14 protein-coding genes are annotated in these 12,099 nt (G+C 62.2%); 13 read left to right on the top strand and 1 reads right to left on the bottom strand.

Going from position 1 to position 12,099, the window contains the following annotated elements:
* Window positions 1-103: 103 nt before the first annotated feature.
* Entirely contained in the window at window positions 104-670 is a 567-nt protein-coding gene (locus ACODS2_RS21170; RefSeq protein WP_489000530.1) for a hypothetical protein, read from the bottom strand.
* A 264-nt stretch (window positions 671-934) separates the two neighbouring features.
* Between ACODS2_RS21170 and ACODS2_RS21175 the strand changes: the two genes are divergently transcribed.
* From ACODS2_RS21175 to virB11, 13 genes are all read left to right on the top strand, one after another.
* Window positions 935-1,693: an autoinducer binding domain-containing protein gene (locus ACODS2_RS21175; RefSeq protein ID WP_179563586.1), complete on the top strand. Its 759-nt coding sequence runs from the start codon at window positions 935-937 to the stop codon at window positions 1,691-1,693.
* A 240-nt stretch (window positions 1,694-1,933) separates the two neighbouring features.
* Complete coding sequence (locus ACODS2_RS21180) at window positions 1,934-2,296, top strand: hypothetical protein (protein ID WP_179563585.1); 363 nt, start codon at window positions 1,934-1,936, stop codon at window positions 2,294-2,296.
* Entirely contained in the window at window positions 2,293-2,976 is a 684-nt protein-coding gene (locus tag ACODS2_RS21185) for a lytic transglycosylase domain-containing protein (RefSeq protein WP_489000531.1), read from the top strand. Before ACODS2_RS21180 ends, ACODS2_RS21185 begins: the two co-directional genes overlap by 4 nt.
* The gene (locus ACODS2_RS21190; protein WP_489000532.1) at window positions 2,973-3,314 is read left to right on the top strand and encodes a TrbC/VirB2 family protein; all 342 of its coding nucleotides are present in this window, start codon (window positions 2,973-2,975) and stop codon (window positions 3,312-3,314) included. Before ACODS2_RS21185 ends, ACODS2_RS21190 begins: the two co-directional genes overlap by 4 nt.
* A gap of 10 nt (window positions 3,315-3,324) precedes the next feature.
* Window positions 3,325-3,660 (top strand): VirB3 family type IV secretion system protein, encoded by a 336-nt coding sequence (locus ACODS2_RS21195; RefSeq protein ID WP_149524010.1) that lies wholly within the window; start codon window positions 3,325-3,327, stop codon window positions 3,658-3,660.
* Window positions 3,653-6,070, top strand: coding sequence for a VirB4 family type IV secretion/conjugal transfer ATPase (locus ACODS2_RS21200; protein ID WP_489000533.1), 2,418 nt, complete (start codon window positions 3,653-3,655; stop codon window positions 6,068-6,070). Before ACODS2_RS21195 ends, ACODS2_RS21200 begins: the two co-directional genes overlap by 8 nt.
* Before the next feature lie 4 nt (window positions 6,071-6,074).
* On the top strand, window positions 6,075-6,785 hold the full coding sequence (locus ACODS2_RS21205) for a TrbJ/VirB5 family protein (protein ID WP_179563580.1): 711 nt from the start codon (window positions 6,075-6,077) through the stop codon (window positions 6,783-6,785).
* A complete protein-coding gene (locus ACODS2_RS21210; RefSeq protein ID WP_179563579.1) occupies window positions 6,782-7,009 on the top strand; it encodes an EexN family lipoprotein in 228 nt (75 codons plus the stop codon). The genes ACODS2_RS21205 and ACODS2_RS21210 overlap by 4 nt, the downstream gene beginning before the upstream one ends.
* Window positions 7,010-7,024: 15 nt before the next feature.
* Complete coding sequence (locus tag ACODS2_RS21215; protein WP_489000534.1) at window positions 7,025-7,969, top strand: TrbL/VirB6 family protein; 945 nt, start codon at window positions 7,025-7,027, stop codon at window positions 7,967-7,969.
* 328 nt (window positions 7,970-8,297) lie between these two features.
* Window positions 8,298-8,987 (top strand): VirB8 family type IV secretion system protein, encoded by a 690-nt coding sequence (locus tag ACODS2_RS21220; protein WP_179563578.1) that lies wholly within the window; start codon window positions 8,298-8,300, stop codon window positions 8,985-8,987.
* Entirely contained in the window at window positions 8,984-9,841 is an 858-nt protein-coding gene (gene virB9 / locus ACODS2_RS21225; protein WP_179563577.1) for a P-type conjugative transfer protein VirB9, read from the top strand. Before ACODS2_RS21220 ends, virB9 begins: the two co-directional genes overlap by 4 nt.
* A 5-nt stretch (window positions 9,842-9,846) precedes the next feature.
* The gene (gene virB10 / locus ACODS2_RS21230; protein ID WP_179563576.1) at window positions 9,847-11,073 is read left to right on the top strand and encodes a type IV secretion system protein VirB10; all 1,227 of its coding nucleotides are present in this window, start codon (window positions 9,847-9,849) and stop codon (window positions 11,071-11,073) included.
* A 2-nt stretch (window positions 11,074-11,075) separates the two neighbouring features.
* Window positions 11,076-12,080, top strand: coding sequence for a P-type DNA transfer ATPase VirB11 (gene virB11 / locus ACODS2_RS21235; RefSeq protein WP_489000535.1), 1,005 nt, complete (start codon window positions 11,076-11,078; stop codon window positions 12,078-12,080).
* The last annotated feature ends 19 nt before the right edge of the window (window positions 12,081-12,099 follow it).

Consider the following 12,099-nt stretch of genomic DNA (forward strand, 5'->3'; position numbering starts at 1 on the left):
CTATCTGGCGCAAGAGTGACATTTGTACGTTGCGCTTACACAAGGGCCGGAAATCAAAGATTGATAATAGTAGTTATGTTAAATTTGGCCAGTTCCCAGGCGATTAGAACGCCAGTTCTGCCTGCCTTGGAACCGCTCTCGGCTGGTCTTGTCGGCCGCCGATGAGACCCCGCGCGCACCCTGCCAGAACATATACGGCTTGGCGCTGCGCACCGCGATTATGATGATCGACACAATAGCCCTGATATTGCCGCTTGAGCAAGCCAGCGCGCACGAGTTCGGATACTGCCCGGCTCACATTCGTTTTTCCCGACGCCCGCACTTGCTCACGGATGGCGTCGTCGACGATTGCCGTCGCCTGATCGACGTTGGCGGGCAATGCGCCTGACATTGCCAGATCGCTGCGTATCCGCTCTTCCAGGGCAACGCGCCGGGGGTCACGCTGCCCCATCGGGGTGAGCGCATCACAAAGCCAGTCACGCAAAGGAATGAGGCCGCCGCCCTTGGCCACTAACGGCCCCGCGCTGCCATCGGATCGGGAAACCTGTGCAATGAGGTTGAGCACCATGAAAGCGTAGCGCGGTCGAGACGAGGACCGCGCAAGCATCTCCAGCAAGCAGGGCATATCCAGTTGCGGGCGGCCGTCGCCAATGATCGGAGCGTGCAACATAACAGGATTGAATCAAGCACATATAGGGGGTGAAGTGAATCCCCTTTGCCGCAGATTTTCATCATTTTGTCGGCTGTGACACTTTGCCCGAAGGTAAAGTGTCACGCGCGCCCTTTCATCATCGCATCGGTCGGCTCGTGTTAAAGACGACCTGTGCTTTTCTTGCGGGGAGTTGGGTGCTGGAGGCAGCCGGTCTTGTTTTTCAATGGCTTCGCCGAACGGTGAATGGACGAAGCCGCAAGCAAAATGCGAATCGTTCGCACTATGAGCAGTCTCGAAGATGCCGGCCGCTTGGGCGATATCACCGCATTCGAAGCAGAATGCCGCCAGGCGACAACGCTCGATCAGCTCAAATCCTTGCTTGATGCGATTGTGCGCCAGTTCGGATTCCGTTGGTTCGCATTGGTGCACAATGTCGACTTGAAGCGGACCACCCGCAAAGCCCTGCTGATAACCACCTATCCGGTGCGTTGGATCGAGGAAATCCTGGAGTCACGTCTCTATCTTGAGGATCCGGTTCACGCCGCTTGCGTCAAAACCGTCTCCGGGCTCACCTGGGATCAGATCGGCGATTATATCGCGCCCAATGCTCGCCAGCGGTCGATCCTTGAACGGGGTCGCGCACATGGACTGGCATCTGGGTTCACCATGCCGATCAGGATGCACGACGAGCCCGACGCGATGTTCACCATAGCGCGTCAGGGCGATGACAATATTTCAAGCCCGGACCTTCTCTCCGCCCGATTGATTGGCACCGTTGCGTTCGACCAGGCTCGAACCCTTCTCGGTCCAGATGAACTGGCAAACGTGCCGATAGCGCTCAGCCCGCGCCAGATCGACTGCATTGATCTGGTGGCACAGGGCAAGAGCGACTGGGAGATCGGACAGATACTGGGGTTGAGCCGCGATACTGTTCATGAATATGTCGAAGGTGCACGCCGGCGATACGGCGTGCGTCGTCGGACCCAGCTCGTGCTTCGCGCCGTGCGAGACGGACATCTGAACATCGACGCGCTCGTCTAGTAGCGCCGCCTCTCACAATAGCGAGCAGCACTTCAGGTCGTTTTGACTTGAGGCTCCTAGGGTCGTTGGCCATCAACGCCGACTTCCATTTCTACGCCCTTGCCATCCTTTGTTCGTCCGCTCCCCCCTTGTGGGGGGATTGCCCGAATTTGCCGCGCCGGGTTCAAAAGAGAGGTGATTTTCAACGGAAAGTGGTCGGAGCATTTTTAATGCAGCGGCGCTGAAAAGCGGAGAAATCGGATGCAGCGCCTGCACATCGCCCTTGCCGTGCCGTTCGTGGCGATGTCCGCCCAGACGGTTCCGGCGCGAGCCAACGATCTTGGCTGCCAGGTTCTGCTTTGCCTCGCAAATCCGGGCGGTGCGATGCAATACGGCGCGTGCATCCCCCCGATGACCAAGCTTTGGCAAAAGCTGGCGACCGGCGGCTCCTTTCCCGGCTGTAGCGGCGGCGGTGTCGCGAAGACCAAGGTTTACGACCGTGACTCCGCCACCCGCCGCCGTGTCGTGATGACGTTTGCCGATGGTCGGCAACAAACCTATTCGCTTGCCAATATCGAGCGCGTTACGCCGGCCCCGTATCCAGCCAGAATGGGTTCACAATGATCCTGCAACTGGCCAGCGTCGTTGCCCTCGCGCAGCAATGCGCGCCATCGGTCGCGCCGGAAACACTGGTTTCCGTCGTGCATACCGAAAGCAAGTTCGACACATTGGCCATCGGCGTAAACGCCCGCGGCATCCGACCCGAAAGACCCGCGACGCCTGCGGCGGCCGCCCGGATCGCCCGATCGTTGATCGCCAAGGGATATAATATCGACCTCGGCCTCGGGCAGATCAACAGCGCCAATCTTCGATGGCTGGGTCTCTCGGTCGAGGACACATTCGATCCCTGTCGCAATCTCGCCGCAGCAGCGCGGGTCCTGTCGAGCAACTTTCTTGACGCGGCGCGCACCCAGGGTTCGTCCGATCGCGCGATCTCCGTTGCTCTCTCGATGTACAATACCGGAAGTCAGGCCCGTGGCTTTGGCAACGGCTATGTGGCGAGAGTCTATGCGAGCTCTGCGGTCATTATTCCCGCGATCAGGGGATTGGCGCCAACCGGCGCAGGCTCGGCCAGGTCCACCCCTCCAATACCCGCATCCGAAACGCCAATCCAGGAGCCTCGCATTGTGCAGGCGGCGGCGAAAGCGCCGCGGTCCTGGGACATTTCCGCACGCGCCCAAACCGCCTCGATGATGGTGTTTGGCGACGGGACACCGCCATCGAGAGAAGGACCGACCGAATGACAATCTCCGCCTCGACCATATCGATCTGGCTCCCACCACATCGCCGCGCTTTCGTCCAGACGCTGGCGCTCGTCGCCACCGCCATACTGATTTCGATGCTACTGAGCGACCCCGCGCATGCCCAGGCTGCCGATGGCGTCACGTCGATGGCCGAGAATATCAAGACCTGGCTGACGGGGACATTTGCAAAGACGATCGCGGTGATCGCGGTCGTTATCGTCGGTTTCATGTTTTTCACCGGCCGTGCCAGCCTCGGTCTCCTCGTGACGGTCATCGTCGGTATCTTCATCGTGTTCAGCGCGCAGTGGATCGTCGATACGATCACCGGCGGCGCGTGAGTGCGTCGTGATGGACGACGAAAAGCTTAGGGAAGAGACGCTCTTCCTGGCCGTGACCCGACCAACGATGTGGTTGGGCGTACCGATCGAGGCGTCGCTGCCGATCGCGCTGGCAGCGTGCCTGACCCTCATCATCACCGGCAACCCGCTCTACGCGTTTGCATTGGCCGGTGCGTTTCTGGCGATTGCCCGACTCATTGTCCGGCACGACGCCAACGCGTTTCGACTGTTGTGGCTTTGGACGACGACCAAGGCGCGCTGCCGCAACCGCGGCTGGTGGGGAGGCAGCTCCTACTCTCCCCTGCCGATCGACGGGGCGAAGCGCCCGGGCTTCGCACGTGGCTAGCCGGGCCAGCGCATTGAGCGGAGCGACAGCCCGCACGCCGTGGCGGATCCTCAAACAAGAGGCCGATCCGGCGCGTTACCTGCCCTATGCGCGCCATATCGACGAGAACGTCATCGCGCTCGACGGGCGGGACCTCATGATGATGTTCAAGCTCGAAGGCATGGCGTTCGAAACTGCCGACCCTGTCCATCTCAACGACTGGCACGAGAAGCTCAACGGTACGCTGCGCAATATTGCCGACGACCGCCTCGCGATCTGGACCCATATCGTTCGCCGGCCGATCACGGACTATCCCGAGGGCGAGTTCCGCTCGGTCTTTGCGGCCGACCTCGATGCAAAATATCGTGCGCGGGTCACCGCCAAGCGGATGTTCGTCAACGAACTGTACCTCACCCTGATCATGCGCCCGTCCGTGGGATCGGCCGACCGCACCGGCGTGCTGCTTCGCCGTCTGGCGTCGGCGCGCAAGGAAGGGACCGAGGTGGACGAGGATGAGCTCGCACGCTTCGAAGACAAGGCGCGCGATATTGAGAAGCTCCTCGCACGCTGCCGGCCTCGGCGTCTGCATCTCTACGAGCATAACGGCCTGATGTTCTCCCAGCCGCTTGAGGTGCTCGAGCTGGTGATGATGGGCCGCGCCGGCAGGGTGCCGCTGGTCCGCGGGCATCTCGGTTCCGCCATCTATGGGGAACGCGTGATCTTCGGCCGCGAGACGGTCGAGGTGCGCGCGCATGATACGAGCCGCTTCGTCGGTCTGTTCGGCATCCGCGAATATCCGGCCATGACGCGACCCGGCCAGATGGACGCGCTGCTTAGCCAGGATTTCGCGTTCGTCGTCACGCAGTCCTTTGCGTTCATGGGCAAGGCGCGGGCCTCCGAGCGCTTGCGGCGGCGCCAGAACCAGATGGCGTCGACCGAGGATGCCGCGGCAAGCCAAGCGCTTGAGCTGGCCGACGCGGCCGACGATCTGCAGAGCAATCGCTTTGTCCTGGGCGAGCATCATTTCTCGCTCGCGGTCTTCGGTGAAAATCAGAAACGCCTGGCTGAAAATCTTTCGACGGCACGGGCAGCGCTTGCCGATGCCGGTCTGGTCTCGGCGCGGGAAGGCCCGGCGCTGGAAGCCGCTTTCTGGTCGCAGCTTCCGGGCAACTTTGCGTGGCGGGCGCGGCCTGCGGCGATCACGTCACGCAATTTCGCCGCCCTCTCCCCCTTCCACACCTTTCCTGCCGGCAAGGCGGAGGGCAACCATTGGGGCGCTGCGATCGCGTTGATGAAGACCGCGGCTCAGTCCCCTTTCTACTTCAATTTTCATGTGAACGATCTCGGTCATACGCTGATCATCGGTCCGTCGGGAGGCGGCAAGACTGTCGTCCAGAATTTCCTGATGGCGCAGCTGGAGAAAACCGGCGCGCAGCAGATCTTCATCGATAAGGACCGAGGCGCTGAGATCTATGTGCGCTCATCCGGTGGCACGTATCTGGCGCTGCGCAACGGCGTGCCGACCGGCTTCGCACCGCTCCGCGCGCTCGAGCAGAGCCCGGGCAACATCGTCTTCCTCGGCAGGCTGATCCGCCATCTCGTAACGCCTGCAGGGAGCCAACTCGGCGTCACGCAGGAGCGCATGATTGACGAGGGTATCCTCTCGATCGGACGCCTTCCCCCGGAGGAGCGGTCCATCCTCGCGCTCCGGCAGTTGCTCGGGCAGCGCGATCCGGAAGGTATCGGCGCGAGGCTTGAGAAATGGTCGCGCGGCGGAGCGCTTGGCTGGGTGTTCGACAATGACCGTGACGAGTTGACCCTTGATGCCCGGTTCATCGGTTTCGACATGACGGATTTCCTCGACAATCCCGAGATCCGCACGCCGCTGATGATGTACATGTTCCACCGGATCGATGCCTTGCTCGATGGCCGCCGGCTCGTGATCGATATCGACGAGTTCTGGAAAGCGCTGGGCGACGACGCGTTCCGCGCCTTCGCCCAGGATGGCCTCAAGACCTACCGGAAGCAGAATGCCTTTCTGGTCTTCGGCACGCAAAGCCCGGCCGACGCGCTGCGCTCGGACATCTCGCATAGCATCATGGAGCAGGTCGCCACCAAGATCCTCTTGCCCAACCCGCATGGCCGGGAGGTCGATTATATCGATGGGCTTGGCCTCACCCGCGCCGAGTTCAAACTCATCAGAAACGATCTGATCCCCGAAAGCCGGCGCTTTCTGGTCAAGCAGGGTCACGATTCCATCGTCGTGGAACTCGATCTCGGCGGGCTGTCCGACGAGCTGGCCGTCCTCTCGGGCACAACTGAGACCGTGGGAATCCTCGATCAGGTTCGCCGCGAACATGGCGACGATCCCAGCGACTGGCTGCCCGTCTTTCACGAGCGCCGCCGAGCCACCACCAGAAGGAAAGGATGAGGTCATGAAAGCATTACGAGCGCTCGCGATTGTCAGCGGACTGACGATGTCCATGCCGGCGTTCGCGCAAGGCATCCCGGTCTATGATTCCAGCACCTTCCTGCAGACGCTCTCGACCGTGAAGAACACCCTGTCGATGATCGAGCAGGGCAAACAGCAGATTTCGCAGGCGACCGAGCTCTACAACAGCGTCAACAAGCTGACGAACGTCAACCAGATCGCGTCGTCCCTGAACACCGATGCCGTTCGCCACCTCTTGCCGAGCGAAGCACGGGATATTCAGCGCCTCATGTCATCTGACACCACGGGCCTCGGTAGCCTTGGGACCGCCGCAGATCGGATCCGTATCAGCAACCGCGTCGAGCTTCCCGAACTGCGCCCGGATGCGACGGCTTTCGAGCGGTCGAACCGCGATTCCATCTCTCGAAATGGTGACATGGCGGCGCGCGACGCGGCCATTGCCGAGGCAGCGTATGGCGTCACCGCCCAGCGGACGACAGGTCTCGAGGAACTGCGCTCGTCGCTCGACACCGCGTCAGACGCGAAGGACGTGATGGATATCCAAGCCCGTGTCGGCGTGGAAAATGCTCATATCCAGAACGACGCAGTGCAACTTCAGGCGCTCACAATGAGGCAGCAGGCGGAGCAGCGGATTCGATCGCAGCAGGAGAGCGAGCAAATCTTAGCAAGAAAGCTTGGGAGCCTCCATCAATGAAGGCAACCATCTTCAAGGCATTCGCGCTTTTGGTCCCGGCATTTCTGGTCGCGTGCCAACCCCCTGCGCGCGGAAAGGATTACCTCAAAGCCCACCCCCAAGAGCTCGCGGAAGTCCTGAAGGCGTGCGCCGATGGCACGCATCGCGACGCACAGGAATGCTCGAACGCAGAGAGTGTGAAGACGCTTGATCAAAAGCTGCGCTCGCTGTCGCCGGCCCATTGACCGGGGAAAGATGAGATGGCCGACGGGCTCTTCACCACTCTCTACACCAACATCGACGGCAAGCTCGACATGTTCCTTAACGAGCGCTTGAACAATGTCATCGAGGTTGTGCGCGGCCCACTCGCGCTTGGTTTGGTCATCTATATTGCGCTGTTCGGCTACATGGTGATGCGCGGCATCGTCAGCGAGCCGTGGGGCGAGCTTGTCTACCGAATGGTGAAACTGTGTTTGCTCTACGTTGCGGCCACCACGGTCGCCTACACGGAGTGGGTAACTAATCCCCTGTTTCACGGCATGCCTGATGCGATCTCGCAGGCGTTGGCGGGGCATACCGTCACGAGCGTTGGCAACGTGTTCGACGACTATTTCAGCCAGTGTGACGTTATTATCGCGAGGATCGAGACCGAGGCGGCAACCTACAGCGATATCAACCCATACAAGCTCGTTTTGTACGTCCTGAGCCTCGGTCTTAAAGCGCTTGCCGGACTATCTGCGGCGATCGGCTTCTCCATCACCGTTTTCGCGAAGGTGGCACTGGCCATCATCATCGCGCTCGGACCGATCTTCATCGCCCTTTCGCTCTTCGAGACCACGCGAAGGCTATTTCACGGCTGGCTCGGGCAGGCCTTCAACTTCATTGTGCTGATGGCAGTGATCATCGCGATCACGGCCTTGATCACTGACCTTGGTGCTACCGCGATTACCGCATCCGAAGGTGTTGGAGACGCCGCCTTGGGTGCGGTGCTGTTCGCCGTTTATATTTTCTTGGGAACGATCTTCTTTTTCCAGGCGCCGTCAATCGCAACCGGCATCGCCGGGGGCGCGTCTGCCGGCATCGGCGCTTTCGCCGGCTCTGCGTGGGGGTCCGTGTCTGCACCGTTCCAGCAACGCCGTATTGCTCGCAACAGTCGCAATCTCGAACGGGCCGCTCAGCGCGGCGGTTCGGTCAGCCGCGCATGAGGAAGGAACACCCAATGACGAGGCCGTCCACGATAGTCCGTGCGCTCCGACGATCGGCAGTCGTCATCGCCCTGCTCCCGACACTCGCCCAAGGGGCTTCCGGGCCGAAGAAACTGCCCGTCTGCAATGGCAAGCACCTGCGCGACGTCAACATCTATGGGAGCGTACTGCCGGGCTCGCCGATCCCCGCCGTGGTGGTGCCCCCTGCCCCACCACCCGTGCCACAGATCAAGCAACCAGCTGATCGCGGCACACCGCCCCCGCCCGTTCCTTTGTCCGAGAAGACATCGGCGCGAGCAGCTCCAAGCACCTATGGAAGTTGCTGATCATGCGGAATCAGACCGAAGGCGTGCCGGCCAAGGACGCCGAACTCTATTTCGGCCATGCCCGATCCTGGGATCAGGACCGCCAGCGTAAATCGTTGCGGTCCGAACGCATCGCCTGGGTGGTGGCTGGCCTGGGCCTGCTTGCCGCGACCGCGGAGGGTTTCGCACTCGCGGGCCTTGCGCCGCTGAAGACGGTCATGCCGTACATCATTCGCGTCAATCAGACGACGGGCGCCGTCGACGTGCAGACCACCGTCACCCAGAAGCCGATGCGCTATGATGAGGCGGTCACGAAATTTTTCCTCGCGCAATATGTCCGGACCCGGGAAAGCTGGTTGCCGGCGGCGGCCGAAGAGAATTTCCGGGCCGTCACTATCCTGTCCGAACCAGGCGAGCAGCAACGCTGGGGCCGGTTTTTCAGCTCGAACAACGCCGCAAGCCCACAGGTCGTGTGGGGCAAGAGCGCGGTCGTCCAGGCCCGCGTGCGCAATATCGCCTTCATCAACGATCGTGTTGCCAACGTCCGCTTCACGCGGACAGTGCAGACCGACACCGATACGCAAAGCAGCGACTGGATCGCGACCGTCACCTTCCGGTACACGAACGCGCCGATGGCGGAGGGCGACCGCTATCGCAACCCATTGGGGTTCCAGGTCGAGAATTACCGCGCGGACCCCGAGGTGGTGCGGTGAACCGCCTTCTTCCATTAGCGAGCCTTATCGCCATTATGGCGACACCCGCGCTCGCGGAGGACACGCCGCGCGGTGGGCCGGCGGATCCACGCGTGAAGTTCGTCGAATATCAGGAGACCCAGGTCTACCGGATCGTCGGCACATTCCGGACAGCGACCCAGGTCGTGCTTGGCGCCGACGAGACGATTGAACATGTCGCGCTCGGCGACACCGTCTCCTGGGAAGTGGCGGTTGCCGGTCACATTCTGTTCCTGAAACCCCGTGAGCGGGCGGGACCAACGAACCTTATCGTCACGACCAATCGCGGGGGTGAGCTGCGCAACTACGCCTTCGAACTGACGGCGCGCCGAGGACCCATCGGCAGCGGGAGCCGTGATACATTCTTCCAGGTTCGGTTTCGCTACCCGCGCGATGAAGCTGATCGTGCCGCTCGCATGCGCGCGACGCAGGAAGCACAGCGCGTCGCGGCATTGCAGGCGAGCGCCGTTCGGGGAGCCCTTGACCACGGCGTCATCGATGGACCGCGTAATCTGAACTACAAGGTCCAGGGTGCGAGCGATCTTCAGCCGTCGGAGATCTCCGACAACGGCCAGTTCACGGTCCTGCGTTTTCCCGGCAACCACGAAATCCCGGCGATTTATCTCGTGCGCCCGGACGGCTCGGAGACGTTGGTCCCATTCGATGTCCGGGACGAGTTCGTGGTCGTTCACGCTGTGGCGGCTCAACTGCGTCTGCGCCGGAACCGGGAGGTGCTGTGCATCTATAATCTCGCGCCGACACCTTACGGCGTCGATCACGGCACCAACACAGCGTCGCCGCATGTCGAACGCACCATACAAGACCCGAAGGAGTGAGCGCGATGGACGAGTCTGCGGCCGAGGCCCCTCGTCGCCCGCAAGGCGATCCAACACCTGAACGCGACGAAATCATCCGCGAGCGCGGCATCGATCCGATCGGTGGGATGACACCGGCAAAGCGGAACACCGCCCTGATTTTCGCGGGAACGGCGATGGTTCTCGGCATCTTGTGGGTCAACTCGGGGCCAAGCACCAACAATGCCGGCAGCCTGATGGGCAAACCGGAGTCGATGGCCAAACGCCCCGATCTGGCAGCGCGCGAGACCGTCGCGTATGATGCCGTCGCGGCGAAACCCAAGCCGCTTGGCGCTCTCGCCGCAGATCCCAACGCACCCGTCATCAATCCTCCACCTGGCACGCAGGTCGTTGGCCCTGACGGACAGATCGTTCCTGCCATGCAACCGGGCGCAGCGCCGGCAGGCGCGCCGCAGAATACGCGGCAGAACCTGGCCGACCAGGCACGGCGATCGACATTGATCGCCTATGGAGGGCGCGATGCGCTTCAGCCATCGGGCGGTGGAAGTGGCGCAGGTAGCGGCACCGCCAGTCCGGACGGCGGCGATGGTGCTAACGATACGGCCGCCCGCGGCGCACCCAATGCGCTCGACGCGCTTCGACAGAGTTCGGCGGTCGGCGAGGCACGGGCCTCGATGCTGCCCAACCGCAATTATCTCGTCACCGCCGGCACGCTGATCCCGTGCATCCTCCAGACAGCGATGAATTCTGCGCAGCCCGGTTACACCTCGTGCCTGATTCCGCGCGACGTCTATTCGGAGAATGGCCGTGTCGTGCTCATGGAGAAGGGCACCAAAGTCCTCGGCGAATATCATGGCGGCATCCAGCAAGGGCAGAACCGCCTGTTCGTGTTGTGGACGCGGGCCGTCACGCCGCAGGGCGTGCGCATCGACCTGGCTTCGCCGGGGTCGGACGCCCTTGGCCGCGCCGGCATCGCCGGGTCCGTGGACACCTTCTTCTGGGCGCGCTTCGGTAGCGCGTTGTTGCTCTCGCTGGTCGACGACGCCGCTTATATCGCCGGTCAGTCCGTTTCGGGTGGCAGCAACAACTTCAATAACACGACCCGGACCCCGAGCGAGGGGGCGAGCATCGCGCTCCAGAACAGCATCAATATCCGACCGGTGCTGAAGAAGAACCAGGGCGAGGAGGTCGGGATCTTCGTGGCCAAGGACTTCAACTTCGCCGACGTCTACAATCTCGAGCTTCGGCGCTGAGGATGAGCGATACCGCCGTCCTGCGCCATTATCTCGCGCCGATCCTGCCGCTGCTGGAGCCGGTCGAGGTCACCGAACTGGTGATCAACAAGCCCGGCGAAGTCGGCATCGAGGATCATCGCGGTTGGCATTGGCATAGCGTCGCCGAGCTCGACAGCGATTGGCTGGCGACGCTGGCCGTCGCGGCCGCAAGTTTTACCCGGCAGGACGTCAATGCCGAGACCCCAATCTGCTCGACGATCTTGCCGGGCGGGGAGCGGTGCCAGATCGTCATACCCTCGGTGACGCCGAACGGGGCGCCGTCCTTCACGGTGCGCAAGCCGTCCCGGGTCAACCTTGCGATCGATCAACTCGCGCAGACGGGCCTGTTCAAGGGAACCCGTTCAGCAGCGCTTGGGCTTGGCGAGGTCGATGCCCAATTGGTGGCACAGCGCGACGCCGGCGACTGGCCGGCTTTCTTCAGGACCGCCGTCGCCGCCCGCAAAAACATCCTGGTGAGCGGCGCGACCGGCTCGGGCAAAACCACTTTCGCCAAGGCGCTGATCCAGTTGATCCCGCCCGACGAGCGGTTGCTCACGATCGAGGATACGCGCGAGCTTGTCGTCGAGCATCGCAATGTCGTGCACATGGTCTATTCGAGCGAGCGACAGGGCCTGGCCAAAGTCGGCCCCAAGCAGCTGCTCGAAAGCGCGCTGCGCATGCGGCCCGATCGCATCCTCCTGCAGGAGCTGCGAGACGGCACTGCCTTCTTTTATCTGCGCAACGTGAACTCGGGCCACCCTGGCTCGATCACGACCGTCCATGCCGGCTCGGCCATGGGCGCTTTCGAGCAGCTCACCTTACTGGTGAAGGAGTCCGAAGGCGGGCGCGATCTGGCCCGCGACGATATCCGTGGGCTGCTGCACATGCTGGTCGATGTCGTCGTCCAGACCCGCAAGCGCGCCGGAAAATTCGAAGTCGAGGAGGTGTATTTTGACCCGCCTGTCGGACGCTCGACCGCTCACTAAAGTCGCGATCGTCGCGGGG

Source organism: Novosphingobium sp. FG137 (genome assembly GCF_057809735.1).

Coding starts and splice junctions, on each gene's coding strand:
- ACODS2_RS21170 (WP_489000530.1), bottom strand. CDS start 670: ATGTTGCACGCTCCGATCATTGGCGACGGCCGCCCGCAACTGGATATG.
- ACODS2_RS21175 (WP_179563586.1), top strand. CDS start 935: ATGAGCAGTCTCGAAGATGCCGGCCGCTTGGGCGATATCACCGCATTC.
- ACODS2_RS21180 (WP_179563585.1), top strand. CDS start 1,934: ATGCAGCGCCTGCACATCGCCCTTGCCGTGCCGTTCGTGGCGATGTCC.
- ACODS2_RS21185 (WP_489000531.1), top strand. CDS start 2,293: ATGATCCTGCAACTGGCCAGCGTCGTTGCCCTCGCGCAGCAATGCGCG.
- ACODS2_RS21190 (WP_489000532.1), top strand. CDS start 2,973: ATGACAATCTCCGCCTCGACCATATCGATCTGGCTCCCACCACATCGC.
- ACODS2_RS21195 (WP_149524010.1), top strand. CDS start 3,325: ATGGACGACGAAAAGCTTAGGGAAGAGACGCTCTTCCTGGCCGTGACC.
- ACODS2_RS21205 (WP_179563580.1), top strand. CDS start 6,075: ATGAAAGCATTACGAGCGCTCGCGATTGTCAGCGGACTGACGATGTCC.
- ACODS2_RS21210 (WP_179563579.1), top strand. CDS start 6,782: ATGAAGGCAACCATCTTCAAGGCATTCGCGCTTTTGGTCCCGGCATTT.
- ACODS2_RS21215 (WP_489000534.1), top strand. CDS start 7,025: ATGGCCGACGGGCTCTTCACCACTCTCTACACCAACATCGACGGCAAG.
- ACODS2_RS21220 (WP_179563578.1), top strand. CDS start 8,298: ATGCGGAATCAGACCGAAGGCGTGCCGGCCAAGGACGCCGAACTCTAT.
- virB10 (WP_179563576.1), top strand. CDS start 9,847: ATGGACGAGTCTGCGGCCGAGGCCCCTCGTCGCCCGCAAGGCGATCCA.
- virB11 (WP_489000535.1), top strand. CDS start 11,076: ATGAGCGATACCGCCGTCCTGCGCCATTATCTCGCGCCGATCCTGCCG.